Genomic DNA, 21957 nt, shown 5'->3' with positions numbered 1-21957 from the left:
CGGCCCACCGGTTTCCGCCGCGCCCGATCCCGTGGCCCGGACGGCTCAGCACTGGCTCGGCGTGCCGTTCAACACCTCCATCCGCTGCCGCGTCAGCCGCAGCAGACGCGGTTCCAGGGACGGCAGGGCGTCCAGCAGGCGCAGGAGTTCGAGTCCGGCCTCGCGGGCTGCCGCCTCGTCCTTGAGCTGTGTCCAGCAGTACAGCGCGCCGGCCGCCGCCGCGAGGACCTCGGGGGCGTCCGGGGACTGGCGGGCCAGCCGGGAGCGCCCGGCGCCGATCCACAGCTGCGTCGCCGAGCGGTAGTTGCCCGCCATCCTGGCCAGGTCGGCCCGGATCTCGGCCCATTCGGTGGCCTCGGGCGAGGTGTAGCCGTGGATCTGGAGGACGTGCTGCTCCCAGGCCTGCGCGAGCGTGGCCGCCTCGTGGTGGCGCCCCGAGGTGGCCAGGGCGTGGATGTGCGGCCTCGGGTCCTGCCCCGGCACGGCCGGCAGGGGCGCCTGCGCCCGCGCGGGCACCACCGCCGCCGCCGGCACCGGGTGGGCGGAGCGTACGGGTTCCTCCACCCGGCCCCGCTGCTGGTGCTCGGCCGGTGCGCTCAGCGCCCGCGTCGCCGGCAGGGTCATGGTCCCCGGCGGCAACGCGGCGGCCCCCACGGCGAAGGCGTGCAGCTGTACGCCGCTGGGCCGGGTGGGGTTGCGGCGCAGCTGGTCGATCCAGTGCCGGGTGTACGAACTCACGGCGTTCTCGCCGCCGGTGAAGGCGGGCGGGACGACCACCCCGTACGTCTCCGCGGCCGCCGGCACCGGCAGGCCGCCGAGTTCCGCCAGCACCGGCCAGGCGGCCTTGTCGGCGACGAGGTCGAGCACCACCGTGGTCAGCCCCGCGGGCCGGGGCCGCAGTTCGGTGACCAGCCACTCCCAGGGCAGGGCCGTGTAGCGCACCGTGGACGCGGTGCTGCCCGCGAGCGCGAGGTGGAGGTCGCGGCCGCGCCGGTCGAAGGTGAGCCGGCCCGACAGGTAGACGAGCAGCGGCCCCGGCGTGGCGGCGGCCGCGCGCAGCCGCATCAGCACGGTGTTGGGATCGCGCGCCCCGTCGAGGTAGGTGGTGTCGCTGGGCGCGTGGCTGTTCAGCAGTACGGAGGCGGGCACGAGCCCGAGGGCCGCCAGGTTCGCACTCGGCGCGACCTGGACGGCACGGCGCCGCACCGCGGCATCACCCGCGATGAGAAGTACGTGCCCCCGCTGCTGGCTGCTGTGCTGACCCGGCTCGTCGATGTGCATGGAGAGAAGGTACTCACCGTACGCGGGAGCCGCCGACCCCTCCCGGGCATCGCGGTGGACGTGCCCTGTCCCGGCGGCGGTGCGGCGGTCATGCTGGTGGGGCGCGTCCGCCGCGGGAAACGGGGGTGGACGCACCGATGCGAGGGAGCAGTGCGTATGACGAAGGGCGCGGGCCGAAGCGCCGTCGAGGTGAGGCCGGTCGCCGGTCACACCGGGGCGGAGATCACCGGTGTCGATCTGGCGCGGCCGCTGGACGACGCGGCCGTGGCCGCGATCAGGGCGGCGTTGCTGCGCTGGAAGGTGGTGTTCTTCCGGAGGCAGGACCTGGACCACGAGGCGCACCTGGCGTTCGCCCGCCGGTTCGGCGAGCCGGTCGTGCTCGGCAAGCGGGGCAGTGCCTCGCCGCCGGCGTTCCCCGAGATCGAGACGACCGCCGACCGGCTGGAGCTGGGCGGGCGGTACGGCATGGAGCGCGAGGAGTGGCTGGAGCGGCGCCGGCACACGCTGCTGCGGGGCTGGCACTGCGACCACGGCGCCCGGATCGACCCGCCGGCCGCGACGATCCTGCGCGCCGAGGCGGTGCCCCCGTACGGCGGCGACACCTGCTGGTCGAACCTGGCGGCGGCGTACGCGGGGCTGTCGGCGCCGCTGCGGGATTTCGTGGACGGCCTGCGCGCCGAGCACCGGCTGGGCGTCGGCTATCAGCCGCGGGCGGGCGAGGACGCGTACGTACGGCACCTGCTGGAGCGTCAGACCGCCTCGCACCACCCGCTGGTGCGGGTCCACCCGGAGTCGGGAGAGCGGCTGCTGTTCGTCAACGGCTACTACGTGGAACAGATCCTGGGCCTGTCGCGGGCGGAGAGCGCCCCGCTGCTGGAGCTGCTGCTGGAGCAGGCCGTCCGGCCCGAATACACCGTCCGGTTCCGGTGGGAGCCGGGCGACGTGGCCTTCTGGGACAACCGGGCCACCATCCACCTGGCGCCCAGCGACACGGCGCACCTCGGCGCGCCGCGGCTGATGCACCGCGTGATGCTGGCCGGCGAGGTCCCGGTCGGAGTGGACGGCAAACCCTCCGAGCCGGTGACGGGAACGCAGCCGGGACGCTGGTGAGGCGCGCGCCGGATCCGGCGGGGCGGCTCAGGCGTCGCCGCTGAGGCGGTCCCGCTGGATCCGGCGGGCGAGGGCGCGCCGTACGGAGGCCGATGCGGTGACGGTGACCTCCTCGGGGAGGTCGAGGCCGCGGCTGATCTGGTCGTAGGCGCTCCGGCAGCCGCCGGGCAGCTCCTCCTGCCGCAGCCTGAGGTCCTCTTCGACGAGGCGCCGCAGGCCGTCGATGTCGCTGGGCGTGAAGCGCTTTGCGCCGCGGGCGAGGGCGTGGACGTGGCGCGTGCAGCGGGCGGTGTCCTGGAGGGTGTCGGAGATCTCCTCCGCGAGGCCCCACAGGCGTCCTTCGAGCCAGGGCGCGTCACGCTGGTCGAGGGCGAGGGCCATGGGGGGCGGCGGGTCGCCCGCCTTGTGCTTCGTCACCTGCTTGGAGACGGCGGGCTGGCTCATCCCGGTGAGCCGGGCGATCTTCTCCTGCGTCCAGCCGAGACCCACGAGCACTCTGATCATTTCGGTCCTGAGCGCGCGCATCTCCTCCCCCGCCCGGATGACCTCGTTCATCTCGGCGAGCAGCCGCCCCGCTTGTTCCTCGGTCAGCGTCGCGGGGGGCCGACGCGCGTTCTCCTCATTCACCACTCCTTGGTTATACACCCCGGCACCCACGGAATATAACCTGGTTGTAGAACCTGGTTATGGCTGACAGGATCCCGGTCATGCCCACCTTCAGAGCACCCGACGGAACCCTGCTCGCCTACCACTTGACCGGCGACGGGGCCGGCGACCCGCTCGTCTGCCTCCCGGGAGGCCCCACGGACTCCCGCTATCTCGGCGACCTCGGCGGCCTGTCCGCACACCGCCCGCTGCTCGCCCTGGACCTGCGCGGCACCGGGCGGTCGGCGGTTCCGCGGGATCCCGCCTCCTACCGCTGCGACCGGATGACCGACGACGTGGAGGCGCTCCGCGTGTGTCTCGGCCTCGACCGGATGGACCTGCTCGCGCACTGCGCCGGCGCGAACGTGGCGGTGCGGTACGCGGCCCGCCACCCCGAACGCGTCGGCCGACTCGCGCTGATCACCCCGAGCGTGCGGGCCGTCGGGATCCCGGTCACCGCCGACGACCGGCGCGAGACCGCCCTGCTGCGCAAGGACGAGCCCTGGTTCCCCGCCGCCTTCGCGGCCCTGGAGGCGGTCCTGGCCGGGGAGTTCACCGCCGGTCAGCGCCGGGCTCTCGCGCCGTTCTCGCACGGCCGGTGGGACGGGGCGACCAGGATCCGGCACGCGGCCGAGGAGGAGCTGGTGGACGGCGCGGTGCTGGCCGCGTTCGGTGCCGAGGGCGCCTTCGAGCCGGAGGCCACCCGCGCCGCGCTCGCCCGCTTCCCGCGGCCCGTGCTGGTGCTCGCCGGGGAGGTCGATCCCGGGGCGCCGCCGCGTGTGCTCGCCGAGTTCGCCGGACTGTTCCCGGACGGGGAACTCGTCGTACAGCCGCGCGCCGGGCACACGCCGTGGCACGACGACGCCGAAAGGTTCGTCGCGGCCACGGCGCGTTTCCTGGCGTAAGGCCGGGGCGAGGGGTGGTCGACGTCGGCGGCCTCGCCTACGGCGGAGCCCGGCGCCGTCCCCTCCCCGGGTGTCGCGCCCCCGATGCCACGGGGGCAGGGCGGTGCCGGGAGGGGTGGCGCCGGGCTGGGCGGGGTCAGGCCTGGCAGAGGCCGCGCTCGTAGTCGACCGTGGCGGTGGCCTGCGAGTACTGCCACTGGGGGGCGAGCAGCTGCGCGTTGAGCTGGCGGGCTCCGGCCGGGCTCTCGACCACGTAGCCGAAGTCCTGGAGCCAGGCCGGGTAGAGGTTCTTCGAGCCGATGTAGAAGGCCGAGTCGTCGACGGAGATCAGCTTGTGGTGCTGCGCGTACGGGTGGCCGTCGGCCCACTTCGGGGCGGCCGAGCTGCGGAACGTGGCCAGCTGGAGGTTCGAGCACATGGCGGTGCGGGCGCTGTTCTTGTCACCGGTGACCAGGGCGAGGCGGTCCCGGAGGGTGTCGCTGATCTCGGCGAGGGACTTGATCTGCGAGTAGCCTCCGCTGCCGACGGCGCCGCGGTTCTCGGGGTCGCTGACGACGATGCGGACCTTCACGCCGGCGGCCATCTTGGCGGCGAGGGCGTCGTAGACGCGGATGTCGTAGCGGGGCAGCGGCGGGCAGGTCGCGTTCATGTCCTGCTGGGAGATCTCGATGTGCCCGGTGGCGCTGGAGATCAGGGCGCGCAGGGCGCTCTCCTCCGGGTTGACCGTGTCGTAGTCGCGGTCGGCGTTGGTGTTGTCGTGGAGGCCCACGACGCACTTGGTGTCCGGGGCCGTCGGCAGGACGGGCCGGTACTGGGAGGCGGGGTCGCTGCCCATGATGCCGACGCCGAGTCCGCCGACGGCGATCGCCGGCACGTCACCGGCGGGGGCCGGCGCGGCCGCGCTCTTCGGCAGCGTCGGCATGCAGGCCGCGCCGTTGGAGGAGGCGAACCAGACGCTGGCGATGTTGCTCTTGTTCTGGCAGGTCCAGGACCACAGTTCGTCGAGGTAGCGGCCCGCGGAGGCGGCGGCCGGGCCCTTGAGCGCGAGGTCGACGTCGGCCACCGGGTGGGTGGTCTCCAGGTAGTCGTCCTTCCAGCTGTTGATGCCGCCGGTGACCACCGACTGGCCGTCGACCACGAGGAGCTTGGAGTGGTTCCACGAGAACGCGGTCTTGGAGGTCGTCATCGAGGCGACGTTCAGGTCGATGTTCCGCGCGTCGGCGCCGAGCTTGGCGACGAGCTCGTCGCGGTACTTCGACGGCACCACGTTGAAGTGGTAGAGCGGGGCGGCGCCGACCAGGATGCGCACCTTGAGCTTGTTGCCGCCCGCGGCGGAGTTCTTCAGGCCCGCGACGATGGCGTCCTGGAACGCGCCGTTCGGGAACGGCGCGAGCGTCGATATGTCGACGGTGCGCGTCGCGTGCGAGATGTTCTCGGTCATCTTCGAGAGCAGCCGCTCGGAGCCCGGCCGGGTGGCGCAGGTGGCGTCGCCCCAGCAGCCGGGGGTCTGGAGCAGCCAGTCGCCGCCGCCGGGCGTGGACGCGTCGAGGGCGTTGCCGGCGGTGCGTTCCCACACGCGGCCTTCGAGGCCGGGGGAAACCTGGCGCAGCGACCGCTCGACGGCGTCGAGGTGCGGCGTGGAGTCGGCGAGGGCCGGGGTGGCGGGGAGGAGGGCGATCAGCGCGGCGGCGGTCGCGACGGACGCCGCGGCGGCGCGGGTGACGGAGCGGGGCCGTGAGTGGCGGAGCAATTCGGTTCCTTGCATGAGGGGGTGCCGTCGCGGGGCCGCCCGACGAGGGTCGGCGCGGGGCGACGTCCAAGATCAACTCACGGAAGCTACCAGGCGGATTTGGGGTGAAGAAATTGTGTATACGGGATTGAGCCACGGGGCTCGGCCGGCGGGGCGGTCACTCCCGCATTGCAGCGCGAAAAGGGCAGATCTACGCTGGATGCATCAGTCTTCCTCGGGCCCCGGCAACAGACCGGGACCCAGCGGTGTCCGGGCGGCCCGCCCGCGCCGCTCAGGCGGCAGCCGGCGGCGTCCGGCGCGATCCGACGCCCCGGACTCCGCATCCCCTCCCGAGGAGTCGCGCGTGTCCGAACTCCTGGCTCCGTCACGCCCCGTGGTGGCGGAGTCGCCGCCGCTCGTGGCGCTTCGCCGGCTGGACGACCTGCTGGCGCAGGCGGTGGACGCCATGGAGTTCCGGTGCGCGCCGGAGTCGGCGGCCGAGGCGTTCCCGGGACTGCACGTGAGCGCTTCCCAGGCCCGGCGGCTGCTCGAACTGCCCCCGGGGCGGCCCCTCCTGGCGGCGCCGACGGCCCGCGAGCCGCGCCCCGGATGGGATGTGATCGGCGCGGGGCGCATCGGGTGGCGGTGGCTGCGGACCCGGTACGGGCTGAGCGATCTCGAACTCGACGTGGCGCTGCTGGCGCTGGCTCCGGAGGCGGACCTGCGCTACGAACGGCTCTACGGCTACCTCCAGGACGACGTGGGTCGCAAACGCCCCCTGGTCGGGCTGGCCTTGGACCTGCTGGCCACGACCGTCGAGGGCCGGCTGGCCGCGCGCGCCGTCTTCGCCCCGCAGGCGCCGCTGACCGCGCACCGCCTGCTCACGCTCGTCCCCGACCCGCGGGCCGTCGAGCCGCCGCTGCTCGCGCACTTCATGGTGCTGGACCAGCAGATCACCGATGTGCTGCTCGGTCAGAGCGGCCTGGACCGCAGGCTCGCCGGCTGCTGCCGGCTGGAGACCCCCGCGGCCGGGTCGGATCCCGAGCACGAGGGCCTCGTACGCATGGCGTCCCGGTCCCCCGGCGGGCGCCCGCCCCGCGTGTACGCCCAGGGGCCCGCCGGTTCCGCCCGGGGCGGTCCGGCCCGGGACCTCGCGGCCGGGCTCGGGGTCGCGCTCCTGACGGTGGAGACCTCGGGCCTGCCGGACGAGGCCGACGCGGCCTCGGACGTACTGGCCCTCGCGTTCCGGGAGGCCTCGCTGCTGGGCGCGTTGCTGCGGATCGACGACATCGAGGGCTTCCGGCTGCGGCCGGACGAGCGCGAGGTGCGCGAGCGGGCGCTGGCGGGCCTGCTGGCCGGGCACGACGGCCCCGTGGTCGTCGAGGGGGCCGGGGAGTGGGCGCCGCTGGACCGGCGCGCGCTCGGGTTCCTCACCGTCCCGGTCGCCCCGTACGGTGTCGCGGCGCGGCGGGCGCTGTGGGAGCGGGAGCTCGCGGCCCAGGGCGTGCGCGCGGCCCCCGCCGACCTGCGTGCGGTGGCCGACCGCTTCCGGCTCGGCCCCGACCGCATAGCGGACGCGGCGCTGACCGCCGTGGCCGAGGCCGCGAGGCGCACCACACCCGGCCGGCCCTGCCCACGCAACACATCCGACACATCCGGCGCCCCCGCCCGACCCCGCCGACCCGGCGCATCCGGTACACCCGACGCACCCAGCGCACCCCACGCATCCGGCCCACCCGACGCGCCGACCCGGGAGGAACTGTTCGCCTCGGCGCGCGCGCAGAGCCGGCATCGGCTGGCGGCGCTGGCGCAGCGCGTCGAGACCGTCTACGGGTGGGACGACCTCGTCCTGCCGCCGGACTGCGCGGCCCAGCTCGCGGAGGTGTGCGAGCGGGTGGCGCACGGCCGGCAGGTCATGGACGACTGGGGCTTCGAGCGCACCCTCTCCCGCGGCCGGGGCGTCAGCGCCCTGTTCACGGGTCCTCCGGGCACCGGCAAGACCATGGCGGCCGAGGTCATCGCCCGCGAACTGGGGCTCGACCTCGTCAAGATCGACCTCTCCACGGTGGTCAGCAAGTACGTCGGGGAGACGGAGAAGAACCTGGAGCGCGTCTTCACGGCCGCGGCCGACACCGACGCCGTCCTGCTCTTCGACGAGGCCGACGCCCTCTTCGGGAAGCGCTCCGAGGTGCGGGAGGCGCACGACCGCTACGCCAACATCGAGATCGCGTACCTGCTCCAGCGCATTGAGCGGTACGAGGGTCTCGCCGTGCTGACGACCAACCTGCGCCGGAACCTGGACGAGGCCTTCACCCGGCGGCTCCAGTTCATCGTGGAGTTCCCCTTCCCCGGCGAGGCGGACCGCGAGCGGATCTGGCGGGTGTGCTTCCCGCCGCGGGCCCCGCACGATCCGGCCCTAGACTTCGCCCGGCTGGCCCGTGACTTCCAGCTGACCGGCGGGAGCATCCGCAACGTCGTCCTGCACGCCGCGTTCCTGGCGGCCTCCGACGGCACCGCGATCGGCATGCCGCAGCTGATCCGGGCGACCCGGCGCGAGTTCCAGAAGCTGGACCAGGTCATGCCCGGGGCGGGGCCAGACGCCGGCGGGGAGGGCTGAGCCGTGTTCCAGGACCTCGACGCGACGCTCAAGGCGCTGCTGGGCGACAGTCTGGCTCCCGAGGAACTGCGCGCGGCCGACGTCAGCTTCGTCACGCCCGACAAGGACTTCAAACCGGCCCAGGACACGGTGAACCTGTTCCTCCACGACGTGCAGGAGAACAGGGCGCTGCGGAGCCAGGAGCCCCTCGTCGACAGGGCGGCCGCGGGCGACGGGTACACCAGCAGGCGCCCGCCCATGCGGGTGGACTGTACGTACCTGGCCACCGCCTGGTCGCACAAGAGCGGCGGCGTCAAGGCTGAGGACGAGCACCGGCTGCTGGGGCAGCTCCTGCTGTGGCTGGGCCGTTTCCCGGTGATCGACGAGCGGTTCCTCCAGGGCGGTGTGGCGCGGCCCGCGCAGCTGCACCCGCTCCCGGCCTCCGTCGGCCAGCCGAGGGACAGCGCGGGCATGGGGCAGTTCTGGACGGCCCTCGGGGTGGCTCCCCGGCCGGCGCTGGCGCTGACGGTGACCCTGGGCCTCGCCTCCCCCGAGCCCCCGCAGCAGCTTCCCGCGGTACGGGACGTCCTGCTCGATCCGTCGGTCCTCGGCCGTCCCGCGCTGCGGGGCCGGGTGCTGGACGTACTGGACGGCGCGGCGCGGCCGGCGACCGGGGCGCGGGTCTCGGTGGTCGAGGCCGGGCGGGACACGGTGGCGGGCCGTTCGGGCGACTTCTCCTTCGGGAGCCTCGACTTCGGCGAGTACACGCTGCTCGTGCGGCTGCCGGGCCGGCCGGACCTGCAGACCCGGGTGGCGTACCGGTCGGACCACCAGGTCCACAACGTCGTCCTTCCGCAACCCTGACGCACCACGGACGAGGCCAGGAGGCTTCGATGAGCGACTTCGAGACCAAGGCACCGGGTGTACACCTCTTGGAGGTCCCTGCCGCCGGGCCGATCGCGGGAGCGGGCACCAGTACGGCGGCGCTGATCGGCACGGTCGCGGGCGCGGTCGCGGAGGAAGACCTGGGCAAAGCGAAACTCGTGACGAACTGGACCGCGTACGTGGACAAATTCGGCGCGCTCGATGAGGCGCTGAGCCTCCCGCACGCCGTGCGCGGGTTCTTCGAGAACGGCGGGACGATGGCCTACATCGTGCCGGTCGCGGACATGTCGGGGCTGGACGGCGCCCTGCGAGCGCTCACCCGCACCCTCGACGTCAGCATCGTCTGCCTGCCCGGGCAGACGGAGTTCGAGAACCAGCAGAAGGTGATCACCCATTGCGAGGGCATGGGCGACCGCTTCGCGGTCCTGGACGGGGCGCGCAACGACAAGGACGCCTCGGACACCGGGCCGCTCCTCACCCAGGGCGGGCACCTGCTGACCGATCGCGGGTTCGGCGCGCTGTACTGGCCGTGGATCTCCGTCAAGAACCCCAAACCCCCGCCCGCCGAGCCAAAGCTGGTGCAGGTTGCCCCTTCGGGGCACATCGCCGGTGTGATGGCCCGCAGCGACAACCTGCGCGGGGTGCACAAGGCGCCCGCCAACGAGGTCGTACGGGGAGCCCTCGATCTGGAGTACCACCTCAACGACGCCGAGCAGAGCGTGCTGAACAACGCCAACATCAACGCGCTGCGGGCCTTTCCCGGCGGTCCGCCGCTGGTGTGGGGCGCCCGCGCGCTGGCGAGTAAGACGGAGTGGCGGTACGTGAACGTGCGCCGGCTCGTCGCGTACATCTCGGACTCCCTGTTGCAGGGCCTGCGCTGGGCCGTGTTCGAGCCGAACAACACGGCGTTGTGGAAGGCCCTGGAGCGCACCGTCACGGAGTTCCTGACGCGGGTGTGGCAGGCGGGCGCGCTGTTCGGGCGGTCGGCCGAGGAAGCCTTCTACGTCAAGATCGACGAGGAGCTGAACCCCGCCCCGGTGAGGGAGCTGGGCCAGGTGTTCATCGAGATCGGCCTGGCGCCGACCCGGCCGGCGGAACACGTCGTCATCCAGCTGGGCCTGTGGTCCGGCGGCGGCCGCACGGGCGAAGCGTAGAGAGACCGGAGAGAGGGACCTGACATGCCTCAGACAGGCCAGCGGGTCGATCCGTTCCGCAGTTTCAACTTCCTGGTGGAGCTGGACGGGATCGCCCAGGCCAGCTTCAGCGAGTGCAGCGGCCTGGGGTCGACCACGGAGATCATCGAGAACCGCGAGGGCGGAGACAACACCACGGTGCGCAAGCTGCCCGGCAAGACGAGCTTCTCCGACATCACCCTGAAGTGGGGCATCACTCCCTCGCGGGAGCTGTGGGCCTGGCGCCAGCAGGTGGTGGACGGGAACGTGGTCCGCAAGAACGGCTCGATCGTCGTGTTCGACCTGAGCAACCACACGGAGGTGGCGCGCTGGAACTTCGTCAGCGCGTGGCCGGCCAAGTGGGAGGGCGCGTCGTTCAGCGGCAAGGGCACCGACGTGGCCGTGGACACGCTCGTACTGGCCCACGAGGGCCTGACCCGGGTGTGACGGCGATGCTGGTCACGGAGGTCGAGTTCGAGCTGCCGAAGGGGTACGTGGACGAGGCCGGGAACCTGCACCGCAGCGGTGTGATGCGGCTGGCGACGGCCGCGGACGAGATCTACCCGCTGAAGGACCCGCGCGTGCAGGGCTGGCCCGCGTACCTGATCGTCGTCCTCCTCTCCCGTGTGGTGACCAGGCTGGGCGGGGTGCCCGAGGTCACGCCGGGGGTCATCGAGGGCCTGTACTCGGAGGACCTGGCGCACCTTCAGGACCTCTACAACCGGATCAACGGGCTCGTTCCCGCCACGCTCTGGGTGACCTGCCCGAACTGCGGTCAGGAGCAGGAGGCCGAGGTGCCCCGGCCGGGGGGATGAGGGGCTACCCCGTGGCGCGGGTCCGCCAGGAGGTGGCCTTTCTCGGACGCCATGTCCACTGGACGCTGGCCGAATTGCTGACCCTTGACCACTCGGAGCGGATGGAGTGGATCCGCGAGATCGTCGCCGCAGGGGAAGGAGAGGACGGACCATGACGCGGGACACGGCGCAGGACGGCGCTCAGGACACTGAGCAGGACCTGCCGCAAGGCGGCGCGGCGCCGCTGCCGACGCTGGGCGAGCGTCTCGACGCCCAGGGGCGCGGGCTCGCCGCGCGCCTGCTCACGCCGTTGCCCTGGGCGGGCCCGCTGCGGGTGTTCGTCGACCACGCGGCCGGGCTGGTGGTGTGCGCGGGCCGGTTCGAGCGGGTCGAGTCCGCTCCGGACCGGCCCGTGCCGCTCGTCGCGGAACGCTCAGCGAACCGGACCCGCCCGGCGGCGTCCGGGCTGCCGGGCACCGCCGGGCGGGAGGCCGCCGCCCCGCCCGCGGGTCCGGACGCCGGACTGACGCCGGGCCGCTCCCCCGCCCCGCCCCCGCGGCCGCCGTCGGCCGCGCCGGACGGGCCGCGGGGCGATGTCCTGCCGGCCGCGACCAGGGCCCGGCTGCGCGGGGCCGTCGGGCCGGCGGCGGATGCGCTGCGGGTGCACCAGGACGAGCCGGCCGACGCGCTCGCGCGGGCCCGCCGGGCGGACGCCGTGACGGTCGGGCGGGACGTGTACTTCCGGCGCGGCCGGCTGCGGCCGCAGGAGGAGCGGGGCTTCGGGCTGCTCGTCCACGAGGCGACGCACGTGCTGGCGCTGATGCGGCCGGGTGCGGCCTGGCACCGGGCGACCGGCGCGGGCGCCCGCGCCGAGGAGGCCGAGGCGCTCGCCGCCGAACGGGCGGCGGCCCCCGGCGCCTTCCCGCAGACGGGGGGCCCGCTGCCGGGGCCGTCGGCGCGGAGCGGAGCCGTGCCGGCGCGCCCCTCGGGGTCCGCGGCCGTCGCCCGGGCGGCCGGACCGGCCGTGGCGCCGGCCCCGGCCCCGCCCTCCGCTTCCGCCGCCGCGCGTGCCATGGCCGCCCCGGCCGACCGGGAGGCCGCCGAGGCGGCGCCCGCGCCGCCACCCGTCGACGTACAGGCGCTGCGGCGGGAGCTGATCGACGACGTGATGCGCAGGTTGCGCGACGAATCCGAGCGTGGAGGCTGACGTGCCGGCCACTCCGTTCCGCCTGCCCGAGGTGCCCGGCCCCTCGCCGGTCAGCGCCGCGCTGGCCAGGGCCGAGATCATCGACACGACGTCCGGCGAGGGCTTCCCGGTGATGTTCAACCCGGAGGAACTCAAGCTCGACCAGGGCAACAGCTTCGCCGAGATCGGCATCCCGGGCCTGAACACCCCGCCCGTGCAGTACGTGCGCGGCAGGGCCCGCACCCTGAGCATGGAGCTGTTCTTCGACACGTACGAGAGCGGCGGCGACGTCCGCGCGCACACCGGCCCGATCGTGCGGCTGCTGGACAAGCGGCCGCAGACGCAGGGGCCGCCGGTCCTGCTGTTCTCGCTGGGCGGCTTCCAGTTCCGCTGCGTGCTGGTCGACGCCGGTCAGCGCTTCACGATGTTCCTGCGCAACGGCACCCCGGTGCGCTCCAGCCTCTCCGTCCGCTTCCAGGAGTACGTGCCGACGGAGATCGACGTGCGCCGCGGGGTGTTCTTCGGCTCGCCGACGGTGTCGGGGGTCGCGAACCGGGCCGTGGCGGCGGCCGGGGCGGTGGTGTCGGGTTCGGCGCCGGTCCACGTCGTGGTGCGGGGCGACACCCTGAGCGGGCTCGCCGCGACCTACCTGGGCGATCCGGCCCGGTGGCGGGAGATCGCCGACGCCAACCGCGTCGTCGACCCGCTGGACCTCGCGCCCAACACGCGGCTGGTGATCCCGCCCCGGCACGCGGGAGGGGCGGCGCCATGACCACCTCGTCGTACGCGCCGCGCTTCGACATCCGTGTCGCCGGGCTGACGATGGCCGCCGAACTGGCCGAGCAGGTCCTGAGCATGACGGTGGAGACCAGCCTGGACCTGGCGGGCTCCTTCGGTTTCGTGCTGCGCAACCCGGACAACGCACTGCTCGATTCCCCGCTGCTGGACCCGGGCAAGACGGTGGAGATCCACCTCGGGTACGGCAACGACCTGAAGCCTGCGTTCCTCGGGGAGATCGCCGCCGTCGAGCCGTCGTTCCCGCAGAGCGGCCCGCCGACCGTGCAGGTGTCCGGCTACGACAGGTCCTACCGGATGCGCCGCGGCCAGCCGGAGCCCACCGAGTACACGTTCATGAACGACAGCCTGGTGGCGGCGCGGATCGCGGTGGAGAACGGGCTCGTCCCGGTCGTCGACCCGACTCCCGGCGTGAAGGAGAAGATCATCCAGGTCGAGAGCGACATGGCCTTCCTCAAGGACCGGGCGCGGCGCTACCACTTCGACGTCTACGTCGAGTGGGACCGGATGTACTTCCGCTTCCCGCGCCCGCAGGCGGCCGCCCACGTCCTCGAATGGGGCCGGAACCTGTCGAGTTTCACGCCGCGCGTCTCGGCCTCGGCCGCCGCGGGGCTGCAAGTCGTACGCGGCTACAACCAGGAGCTCGCCCAGACCGTCCACGGCCTGGCCCTGGCCGCGGACCTCGGCGTGGACCAGCTCACCGAGCGGCTCGGCGGCAGCGCGGCCGACCTGCTCCTCGCCATGGCGCGCAAGGGCATCCGCCGGCACTCGCTGGAGAACCCGCTGGACGCGAAGGTCCTGGCGCAGTCGCTGCTCGCGGAGCTGCTGGACGGCATGTACGAGGGTTCCGGCTCGTGCGTGGGCGTACCCGGGCTGAGCGCCGGCCAGTTCATCGAGATCCGCGGGGTGGGCAAGCGCTTCAGCGGCACTTACCGGCTCCGGAAGGTGACCCACCGGATCGACGAGGGCGGGTTCATGACCGACTTCTCGATCAGCCAGGGCGGCCACTCCAGCCTGCTGGGCATGTTGCGCAAGCAGATCGTGGAGGAGCCTCCCCCCAACCGCACGGAGCCGTTCTACGGTGTGGTCGTCGGCGTGGTGGAGGACAATCACGAGGTCACGGCCGTGCCGCCCAAGGCGCCGCTGGGCCGGGTGAAGGTGTCCTTCCCGGGGCTGTCCGACCGGTTCACCGGAGGCTGGGCCCCCTGCGCCCGCCCGATGGCGGGCAAGGACATGGGCTTCTACTGGCTGCCCGAGCCCGGCGATCAGGTGCTGGTCGCCTTCGACCAGGGAGACCTGGGCAAGCCGTACGTCATCGGCGGCCTGTGGAACGCGGACCAGCCGCCGCCCGCCACCAACACGGACGGCTCGAACAGCACCCGTGTCATCAAGAGCCGGTCGGGCCACACCATCACCTTCGACGACACGAAGTCCGGCGGGGAGGTGGTCATCAGGGACGGCGGCCGGGGCAGCGCGATCACGCTGAACGCCGCCGACGGCTCGCTGACCATCAGCGCCGCCGGTGACCTGTCGCTCACGGCGGGCGGCGACGTCACGCTGACCGCGGCCGGGCGCACGACGACGATCACGGCGGGCTCTTCCGTCGAACTGGCCGCGGCGCAGGGCGCGACGAAGCTCGTCGTCAGCGAGACGGACGTCAACATCACGTGAGGAGGGACCTCGGATGGGCAAGGTACTGACCACGGCGAGCACGGTGACCTGCGGGCATGTGCCCGAGCCACCGGCCGGACCAGCGCCCGGTCCCCCGCCACCGCCACCGCCCGTCCCGGGCCTGATCGCGACCTCCAGCACGCAGAAGCTGAAGGTCTCGGGCGAGCCGGTACTGGTGAAGTCGAGCCTGATGGGCGCCACCATCGCGAACTGTCCCAACACCGGATCCCCGCCGACGCCCTGCACCAGCGTGCTGGGGGTGTCCTCGGGCGAATCCCGCAAGCTCAGGTCCGGCGGATTCCCGGTCGTGCTCGACCGGATCGGCCTCACGACCAACGGCTCGGTACCACTGCCGCCCGTACTGACGCCCGCGGCGAACCAGTCGAAGCTCAGCTCGGAGTGATCCGGAGGCCATCATGGAGTCCGAAGTCCACGGCCGCGGCCTCGCCTTCCCCGTCCGGCTGGGAACTGCCGGGTTCGACGAGTCCGCGGGCCCGCGCAAGATCCAGGAGTCCATCCGGATCATCCTCGGGACCCAGTACGGCGAGCGCGTGATGCGCCCCGACTTCGGCTGCAACCTCAAACGCCTGCTGTTCGCGCCGAACGACGAGTCGACGGCCGGCCTCGCCCGCTACTACGTGGAGGAAGGCCTCAGCCGCTGGGAGCCGCGCATCGAGCTCATCGACGTCACGGTCACGAACGACGGCGCGCGCACCGCCCTGCTGATCGACATCGGCTACCGCATCCGCGCCACGGGGGCCACCGACCGGGTCGTGCACCCCTTCCTGCTGGAGCCGTCGCCGTGACCCCGCGATCGCGGCGCGGGCGCGTGCTGCCGCCGGATCTGGACGACCGGACCTGGCAGGACCTGGCGGCCGAGATGCGGGCCCTGCGCACGACGTACGCGCCCCAGTGGACGGACGACCAGCCGAGCGACATCGGCATCACCCTCATCGAGCTGTTCGCCTGGCTGGGCGAGGGGATGATCTACCGGCTGAACCAGGTGCCCGAGAAGAACTACCTCGCGTTCCTGCGCCTGATGGGCATCACCCGCGACCCCGCCACCCCGGCCTCGACCCACCTGGCGTTCACCACCAAGGCCGAGTCGGTGCTGGTGCCGGCGGGCACGCAGGCCCACACGCTGCCCGTGGAGGGCGAGGTCCCCATCGTGTTCGAGACCGACGAGGACGTCACCGTCCTGCCCTTCGGCCTCACCACGGCGCTGCTGCTCACGCCCGACCCCGGTGACGACTCCGTCTTCCTCTACCAGGACGTGTCCGCCGAGGTGGTGGGCGGCGGTACGTGGCGGGACCCGGTCTCCGTACAGCCGGGTCTGACGGCGCACCTGTGCCTCGGCTTCGAGGACGCGCGCGCCTCGGAGGTCGTGCTGCGGCCCCGGCTGCTGCGGCCCGTCCCGGACTCACCGGTGGGGACGGTGTCCTGGGCCCGGTCCGGAGGGGGCGAACAGCCCCCGGACTGGACCGTGATCAAAACCTCCGGCACGACGACGGACCTCCACGACAGGCCCGTCCACCTGACCATGACGCAGGCGTGGGAATCCCAGAACCCGAACGAGGAGTGGGGCAACTCCAGCCCTGCGCCGGGCTCCCCGGTCTTCGACGCCGGCCGGTTCTGGATCGACCTGCTGATCTCCAACCCGGGTCCCGGGCCGCTGGAGGTCGGTCTCGGCCAGGTCCTCTTCAACGCCGCGCCCGCGCACACCGCGCTCTCCCTGCGCGCGCCGGAGACCCTGGGCGAGAGCAGCGGCGAACCCTTCCAGGTGTTCGCGCTGCGCAACCGTCCGCTGTACCGGCGGCCGGACCCGAAGGCCCCGTACGCCGACCTCGAAGTCCAGGTCGGTCAGGGCACGCCGCCCGAGTGGGAGACCTGGCGGCAGGTGCCCGAACTGCTCCCGGGGCCGGGGAAGGCGTACCGGCTCGATCCGGTGACCGGGGAGGTCGGCTTCGGCAGCCACGACGAGCGCGACGGCGCGGGGCACGGCAGCATCCCGCCGGCCGGCGCTCTGATCCGGGCGAGGTCGTACCGGTACGTCGCGTCGGGCGCGGCCGGCAACGTCTCCCGCGGGCAGATCGTCGTCATGGGCACCCGGCCAGACGGGACGGTGCCCACTGGTGTCAGCGGCGTCTCCAACACGGCGGCGGTCACGGACGGCTGTGACGAGGAACCGACCGAGGACACCCTGCGCAGGGCCCCGGAGCAGCTGAGGATCCGGGACCGCGCGGTGACGGCCGACGACTACGCCTACCTGGCGCGGGAGGCGACCAGCGACGTCCGGATCAGCCGGTGCCTGGCCCCGCACCCGCAGAACGGCGCTCCGTGGACCTTCGGCGGCATCGACCGCGCGCCCGGGAACGTGACCGTGATCGTCGTACCGGACCAGGGCGCGCTGGTGGCGCGGCCGGAGCCGCCGCCCGAACTGATCGACGCGGTACGGGCGTACCTGGACGAGCGCCGGGACCTGACGGTCCGGCTGTTCGTGCACGGCCCCCGCTACCTGCCCGTCGTCGCCACGGTGAACGTGGTGGTGTGGCGGGAGGCGGAGCTGGCCGGTGTGGACCTGGCGCATGTCAAGGCCGATGTCGAGCGGAAGACCGCCGAGTTCCTGCACCCGACCCGCGGCGGGCCCGCCGGGCAGGGGTGGGAGGTGGGCCAGCAGGTCCTCGGCTCGGATCTGTTCCGGGCGGTGATGCCCCCCGAGGACGTGGGCTACATCGAGCATCTCAGCGTCCGGCCCGGGCAGCCCGACTACCCAGGTGGCCGGCCGCCCTTCCCGACACCGAAACCCGGCGCCGGCTCCGGCGCCTCGGTGCAGGTGGCCGACTACGAACTCGTCTGTGCCGGCAAGCCGGAAGTGAGCGTCAGGAACTCGTCCCAGTGACGGAACGGAGGACACCGGCCATGCCCGACAGCAGCTATCTCCGTTACCTCCCGCCCGTGCTCTGGGAGGAGGCTCCCGGGGAGGGCGAGTTCTCCCTCGGCAGCGCGCTCCGGGTCTTCGAGAAGATCCTGAGCGGTATCTCCGACGGTGTGCCGATCCTGCACGAGAAGCACACGCGGGCGGGCGACGAGAGCCACGCCCATCCGGCGATCGGGGAGCGGATCGCGCGGCTGGACCGGCTCTTCGACCCGTGGTCGACGCCGCCGGAGTTCCTGCCGTGGCTGGCGTCCTGGGTGTCGCTGGGCTTCCCCGAACTCCAGGGCGAGCAGTTGTGGGACGAGTACCAGCGGCGCAAGGCGACCGCGGAGATCGGCGACATCCACCGGCGGCGAGGGCTGCGCTCCGGTCTGAGCGCCCTGATGGACCTGCACGCGGTGGGCGGGGTCCGGCCCCGGGTGGCGCTGGACGACGGTTCCTCCCTGCTCCTCGTCCACCTGGAGTCCGGTGTGCCGGCCCCGGTCTCCTCGCTGGCGACCTTCCGGCCCGTGCTGGAGGGGATGGCCGCGGTGGTCCGCGAGGGCCTGATGTGCCCGTGCTGCGTCACCCGGGGACCAGACGGTTCGCTCTTCGTCGGTGACCGCGGTCTGCCGCAGGAGGTCGCGTTCCCACACAAGCGGCGGGTGTGGCGCCTCAGCGCCGCGGGACAGCCCGACTTCGACGACGGCAGCCCGCCGCTGCCCCGGCCGCTGGTGCCCCAGCAGGCCCTGGGCAATGTCATCGGCGTCGCGGTGCGGCCGGCCGGCGGCGGGCGGCCGGAGACGCTGTTCGTCCTCGACCACGCCGGAAGGATCTTCTCGGTCCCGGCCCCGTACACCGCGGACACGGCGACCGCGGTGACGGCGCTGTCCGACACCGGTCCGGTGCACCCGCTGGCGATGGCCATCGACGGCGAGGGCGATCTGCTGGTCCTGGACCGGCGGCTGCCGCCGGGCGATCCGGCCACACCCCGGGTCTTCGTCGTACGCCCGGATCCCCTGTCGGTGACGGTGAAAGAGCTGGACGGGAGCGTGGTCAAGGAGCCGCTCTCGCTGTTCGCCGACGAGGACGGCGCCCTCCTCATCGGCGACGGCGGCGACCAGCTGACGCCCCCGCCCCCGGAGGCCGGCGGGGGCAACCTGGTGCGGGTGGTCCGGGGCGAGACGGCCGCGGCCGCCTGGACGCACACCCGTCTCCTGCCGCCGGACAACCCGCTCGTCGCGCCCACCGCGGTGGCCCGGGTGGGGGCCGACCGGCTGTACGTGCTGGACGTCGGCCTCAAACCCTTCTGGCCCTCGGCCACGGACGCCCCCTTCATCCTCCTCAAGGCCGTGCCGGCCTGCGTCCACCTGGTGGAGACGGGGCCCGGCCCGGCGAGCACCCTGCGGATCACCGGGCCGGGCCACTTCGTCAGTCCCACCGGGATGACGGCGCAGGGCGAGCACCTGATCGTCTGCGATCCCGGCCAGGGCGGCTCGTCCGGAACCGACCTGAACGACTTCCGGTCCCGGATCCAGCCCTTCGACATCAACGTGGTCATCCACTTCACCGAGGCCGACCTCTCGGCCGATCCGGTGAAGCGCAAGCGCCAGGTGAACCAGGCCATGGGAATGATCAATTCCACTCTGGACCGGCACAAGCCCGCGCACTGCCGCATCCGCGCGGTGACCAGGACCGACTAGCAGTGACGAGCGGGTGAGCAGCATGCCAGTCAAGCGCACCGAATACTTCAACTTCGACACCGTCAGCGTCCGCAGCGGATCCACCACCCGCGCGGAGAGCCTGATGGACTCGGACGACTACCAGCGGCGGCTCGACGAAGCGCGCGGGGCGACCCTGCACACCTGGGGCGTCTGCGGCGGGCTGCGGGTGAGCGCGACGCCCGGACAGGCCGGGCTGACCGTCCAGGCAGGCACCGCGCTGGACGCCGCGGGCCGGGTCAGCGTCGTCGACCCCGGCGGCTTCGCCCTCACCGACCCGAACCTCGATCCCGGGCAGCTGCTGAACATCACCCCGGTGGTGGTCGGCGGCGACGGGCTGCTGCCCCTGGGGACCGCGGGGGTCCCCGAAGGGTCGTACCTGCTGACCCTGACCTGGCGTGAGATCGTCGGGGAGACCCGGCTGATCCGGCTGCACGCCCCCTGGCTGCGGCTGGTGCCCCGGGCCGGGTTCGGGGACGTGGGCGAGCAGGTGGTGCTGGCCGAGGTGACGCTCGCCGCGGACGGCTCGGTCGCGGGGCTGACGGCCGGACCGCGCCGCGCGGCGGGCGTTCCCGTGGAGCGGGTGGAGCTGCGGTGCGCGCAGGTCTCGGCGGGGCCGCCGACGGCCGTCGGCCAGGGTCCGGCGGCGGAACTGCGGGCCAGGGCGGGCGGCGGAGCGGATCTGACGGTGTTCGGCGCCGACGGCACGGCTCGCACCGCCCTCTCGGCGGACGGGGCCACGGGCCGGGTGGGGATCGGCACGGACTCCCCCTCGGCGATGGTGGAGATCACCCCGCGGGTGGCGGACGTGCACGGGCTGCGGGTCTCGACGCCGGCGCCGGGCTCGGGGATCGAGCTGGAGAACGACGACAGCGGACCGGCGTACTCCATGTTCCCCGGCGAGGACGGGGGCTGGCACCTGCGCAACGAGAGCACGGAGACCGAGCTGCTGGTGGTGAGCGAGGACGGCGCCCTCACCGTCACGGACGGCCTGAGCGTCGGCAGTGCCCTCAGCGTCACGGACGACCTGAGCGTCGGCGGCGCCCTGAGCGTCACGGGCGGCCTGGACGTCACGGGCCGTACGGACATGGCGGGTGACCTCTCCGCCGCGGGCAAGGTCCGCGTCGCCACCACCGAGTCGGTGGAAGCCGCCCTGAACGTGGGCGGCGGCGGAGTCCACTCCGGCGGGGGCGGAGGAGGCTACTCCTTCGCCGACCGGGCGTCCGGGGGCTTCGTGACGGTCCCCCAGCAGGGCGAGCGCTGGGTCTGGTACGCGTTCGGGGGCAGCGCCCGGCTGTGGTCGGGCCAGGACCTGCTCTCGGTCGGCAAGGGCGGCCAGGGAAACGCGCTGGACGTCAACGGGCGGATGAGGTGCCGGCAGGGCGCCGTCGACCCGTCGGCCGGCATCTGGTTCCACCAGCAGGCCCCCGGTAAGGACCGCGCGTTCGTCGGCATGGAGAACGACACCAGCGTCGGCTTCTGGGGCAACACCGGTGCCGGGTTCGCGCTGGTGATGGACACCGGAACCGGAATGGTGAGCTGCCGGGGCGGCCTCACGGTGGCCGGGGAGACCACCTTCGGCAAGCACTTCGGACGCCGCGACGGCGAGGCCGTGCTGCACCTGTTCGGATCGTCCGTCAAGGACACCGGCAACGGGATGCTGACCCTCCAGAGCGGAGGCAACGTCATCGCCCTGAGCGGCAGCGAGGACTTCGTCGGAATCGGCACGATCACGCCCCAGTTCAAACTCGACGTGAACGGCGACCTGAGGGTCAGCGGCAGCATCATCAAGGGCGGCGGCGGCTTCATGATCGACCATCCCCTGGACCCGGCCAACAAGTACCTGTCGCACTCCTTCGTGGAGTCCCCGGAGATGGCGACCTTCTACGCGGGAGTGGTCGACACCGATGAGCGGGGCGAGGCGACCGTCGCCCTGCCGGAGTACTTCGAGGCCCTGAACCGCGAGTTCCGCTACCAGCTCACACCGGTCGGCGGTCTGGCGCAGGCGGCCGTGATCGACGAGATCAAGGACAACCACTTCACCCTGCGGACCGACCGGCCGGGCGTCAAGGTGTCCTGGCAGGTGACGGGAGTCCGGCAGGACGCCTGGGCCGAGGCCCACCGGATCGCGAACGAGCAGGACAAGCCGGAGAACGAACGGAGCTTCTACCTCCACCCCGGGGAACACGGCCAGCCGGAGAGCGCCGCCCTCCTGGCACCGCCGGAAGGGACACACGATGACTGATCAGCGGACCTCTGACCTGCCCGACCGGATGCGGGAGCGCCTGGCCGGGCTCCGGCGGGACCACGACAAGGGCCAGGCCCAGCTCCAGCGACTGATGCGGGAGGAGGCCGCGACCCGGGACGCTCTGCTGCGCGTCGGCGGGGCGATCCGGATCCTGGAGGAACTGCTGCCGGAGGACGAAACTCCGCGCACCGGGCCGGCCGGGGAGGACGGCGCCGCCCCGGCGGCCGCCCCCGCCGAGGCGAACTCCCGCCCCAGGCCCGGGCCTCCCCGGGCCGTGCACGTGCCGTAGCGGCGGGCGGCGGCGC

19 protein-coding genes are annotated in these 21957 nt (G+C 73.2%); 16 read left to right on the top strand and 3 right to left on the bottom strand.

The features are described from left to right. Window positions 1-45: 45 nt before the first annotated feature. On the bottom strand, window positions 46-1281 hold the full coding sequence (locus IE248_RS12335) for a hypothetical protein (RefSeq protein ID WP_190030726.1): 1236 nt from the start codon (window positions 1279-1281) through the stop codon (window positions 46-48). 156 nt (window positions 1282-1437) lie between these two features. On the opposite strand from IE248_RS12335, the gene IE248_RS12330 reads away from it, so the two are divergent. Continuing rightward, window positions 1438-2391, top strand: a complete 954-nt coding sequence (locus IE248_RS12330) for a TauD/TfdA dioxygenase family protein (protein ID WP_190030725.1) — start codon at window positions 1438-1440, stop codon at window positions 2389-2391. Between the two features lie 27 nt (window positions 2392-2418). On the opposite strand, the gene IE248_RS12325 is transcribed toward IE248_RS12330, so the two are convergent. Then, window positions 2419-3018, bottom strand: coding sequence for a sigma-70 family RNA polymerase sigma factor (locus IE248_RS12325; protein ID WP_229895271.1), 600 nt, complete (start codon window positions 3016-3018; stop codon window positions 2419-2421). An 80-nt stretch (window positions 3019-3098) separates the two neighbouring features. On the opposite strand from IE248_RS12325, the gene IE248_RS12320 reads away from it, so the two are divergent. Then, window positions 3099-3941, top strand: a complete 843-nt coding sequence (locus IE248_RS12320; RefSeq protein ID WP_073798721.1) for an alpha/beta fold hydrolase — start codon at window positions 3099-3101, stop codon at window positions 3939-3941. Window positions 3942-4077: 136 nt separating this feature from the next. Here IE248_RS12320 and IE248_RS12315 read toward each other — a convergent pair whose 3' ends face one another. Then, window positions 4078-5691 carry a phospholipase D-like domain-containing protein gene (locus tag IE248_RS12315; RefSeq protein ID WP_229895270.1) on the bottom strand — a complete coding sequence of 538 codons (1614 nt, stop codon included), beginning with the start codon at window positions 5689-5691 and terminating at the stop codon, window positions 4078-4080. Window positions 5692-6034: 343 nt separating this feature from the next. Here IE248_RS12315 and IE248_RS37315 point away from each other — a divergent pair, with 343 nt between their 5' ends. From IE248_RS37315 to IE248_RS12245, 14 genes are all read left to right on the top strand, one after another. Continuing rightward, window positions 6035-8287, top strand: coding sequence for an ATP-binding protein (locus IE248_RS37315; RefSeq protein ID WP_229895269.1), 2253 nt, complete (start codon window positions 6035-6037; stop codon window positions 8285-8287). A 3-nt stretch (window positions 8288-8290) separates the two neighbouring features. Beyond that, complete coding sequence (locus tag IE248_RS12305; protein WP_190030722.1) at window positions 8291-9130, top strand: Pvc16 family protein; 840 nt, start codon at window positions 8291-8293, stop codon at window positions 9128-9130. 29 nt (window positions 9131-9159) lie between these two features. Beyond that, window positions 9160-10305 (top strand): phage tail sheath family protein, encoded by a 1146-nt coding sequence (locus tag IE248_RS12300; RefSeq protein WP_190030721.1) that lies wholly within the window; start codon window positions 9160-9162, stop codon window positions 10303-10305. 24 nt (window positions 10306-10329) lie between these two features. After that, the gene (locus tag IE248_RS12295) at window positions 10330-10770 is read left to right on the top strand and encodes a phage tail protein (RefSeq protein ID WP_073798717.1); all 441 of its coding nucleotides are present in this window, start codon (window positions 10330-10332) and stop codon (window positions 10768-10770) included. A 5-nt stretch (window positions 10771-10775) separates the two neighbouring features. Then, window positions 10776-11138, top strand: a complete 363-nt coding sequence (locus tag IE248_RS12290) for a phage tail assembly protein (RefSeq protein ID WP_123082859.1) — start codon at window positions 10776-10778, stop codon at window positions 11136-11138. 151 nt (window positions 11139-11289) lie between these two features. Further along, window positions 11290-12324, top strand: coding sequence for an eCIS core domain-containing protein (locus IE248_RS38160; protein WP_190030720.1), 1035 nt, complete (start codon window positions 11290-11292; stop codon window positions 12322-12324). 1 nt (window position 12325) lies between these two features. Next, window positions 12326-13075 (top strand): CIS tube protein, encoded by a 750-nt coding sequence (locus IE248_RS12280; RefSeq protein ID WP_079196314.1) that lies wholly within the window; start codon window positions 12326-12328, stop codon window positions 13073-13075. Continuing rightward, window positions 13072-14769: a phage baseplate assembly protein V gene (locus IE248_RS12275; RefSeq protein WP_073798715.1), complete on the top strand. Its 1698-nt coding sequence runs from the start codon at window positions 13072-13074 to the stop codon at window positions 14767-14769. The genes IE248_RS12280 and IE248_RS12275 overlap by 4 nt, the downstream gene beginning before the upstream one ends. 13 nt (window positions 14770-14782) lie before the next feature. Beyond that, on the top strand, window positions 14783-15172 hold the full coding sequence (locus IE248_RS12270) for a hypothetical protein (protein WP_079196313.1): 390 nt from the start codon (window positions 14783-14785) through the stop codon (window positions 15170-15172). A 13-nt stretch (window positions 15173-15185) separates the two neighbouring features. Then, window positions 15186-15575 carry a GPW/gp25 family protein gene (locus IE248_RS12265; RefSeq protein ID WP_124290582.1) on the top strand — a complete coding sequence of 130 codons (390 nt, stop codon included), beginning with the start codon at window positions 15186-15188 and terminating at the stop codon, window positions 15573-15575. Then, window positions 15572-17668 carry a putative baseplate assembly protein gene (locus IE248_RS12260; protein WP_190030719.1) on the top strand — a complete coding sequence of 699 codons (2097 nt, stop codon included), beginning with the start codon at window positions 15572-15574 and terminating at the stop codon, window positions 17666-17668. The genes IE248_RS12265 and IE248_RS12260 overlap by 4 nt, the downstream gene beginning before the upstream one ends. Before the next feature lie 20 nt (window positions 17669-17688). After that, window positions 17689-19386, top strand: a complete 1698-nt coding sequence (locus IE248_RS12255) for a phage tail protein (RefSeq protein WP_190030718.1) — start codon at window positions 17689-17691, stop codon at window positions 19384-19386. A 22-nt stretch (window positions 19387-19408) separates the two neighbouring features. Then, a complete protein-coding gene (locus tag IE248_RS12250; RefSeq protein WP_190030717.1) occupies window positions 19409-21649 on the top strand; it encodes a hypothetical protein in 2241 nt (746 codons plus the stop codon). Then, window positions 21642-21941, top strand: coding sequence for a hypothetical protein (locus IE248_RS12245; protein ID WP_190030716.1), 300 nt, complete (start codon window positions 21642-21644; stop codon window positions 21939-21941). The genes IE248_RS12250 and IE248_RS12245 overlap by 8 nt, the downstream gene beginning before the upstream one ends. Window positions 21942-21957: the final 16 nt, after the last annotated feature.

This window comes from Streptomyces goshikiensis (assembly GCF_014650555.1).
Lineage (GTDB): Bacteria > Actinomycetota > Actinomycetes > Streptomycetales > Streptomycetaceae > Streptomyces > Streptomyces goshikiensis.
Note: the sequence above shows the minus strand (reverse complement) of the source record. Positions and strands in the feature narration are given on the sequence as shown.

Excerpts from the sequence above, each read along its gene's own strand:
- IE248_RS12335 (WP_190030726.1), bottom strand. The coding sequence starts at position 1,281 with ATGCACATCGACGAGCCGGGTCAGCACAGCAGCCAGCAGCGGGGGCAC.
- IE248_RS12330 (WP_190030725.1), top strand. The coding sequence starts at position 1,438 with ATGACGAAGGGCGCGGGCCGAAGCGCCGTCGAGGTGAGGCCGGTCGCC.
- IE248_RS12320 (WP_073798721.1), top strand. The coding sequence starts at position 3,099 with ATGCCCACCTTCAGAGCACCCGACGGAACCCTGCTCGCCTACCACTTG.
- IE248_RS12300 (WP_190030721.1), top strand. The coding sequence starts at position 9,160 with ATGAGCGACTTCGAGACCAAGGCACCGGGTGTACACCTCTTGGAGGTC.
- IE248_RS12295 (WP_073798717.1), top strand. The coding sequence starts at position 10,330 with ATGCCTCAGACAGGCCAGCGGGTCGATCCGTTCCGCAGTTTCAACTTC.
- IE248_RS12290 (WP_123082859.1), top strand. The coding sequence starts at position 10,776 with ATGCTGGTCACGGAGGTCGAGTTCGAGCTGCCGAAGGGGTACGTGGAC.
- IE248_RS38160 (WP_190030720.1), top strand. The coding sequence starts at position 11,290 with ATGACGCGGGACACGGCGCAGGACGGCGCTCAGGACACTGAGCAGGAC.
- IE248_RS12275 (WP_073798715.1), top strand. The coding sequence starts at position 13,072 with ATGACCACCTCGTCGTACGCGCCGCGCTTCGACATCCGTGTCGCCGGG.
- IE248_RS12270 (WP_079196313.1), top strand. The coding sequence starts at position 14,783 with ATGGGCAAGGTACTGACCACGGCGAGCACGGTGACCTGCGGGCATGTG.
- IE248_RS12265 (WP_124290582.1), top strand. The coding sequence starts at position 15,186 with ATGGAGTCCGAAGTCCACGGCCGCGGCCTCGCCTTCCCCGTCCGGCTG.
- IE248_RS12255 (WP_190030718.1), top strand. The coding sequence starts at position 17,689 with ATGCCCGACAGCAGCTATCTCCGTTACCTCCCGCCCGTGCTCTGGGAG.
- IE248_RS12250 (WP_190030717.1), top strand. The coding sequence starts at position 19,409 with ATGCCAGTCAAGCGCACCGAATACTTCAACTTCGACACCGTCAGCGTC.
- IE248_RS12245 (WP_190030716.1), top strand. The coding sequence starts at position 21,642 with ATGACTGATCAGCGGACCTCTGACCTGCCCGACCGGATGCGGGAGCGC.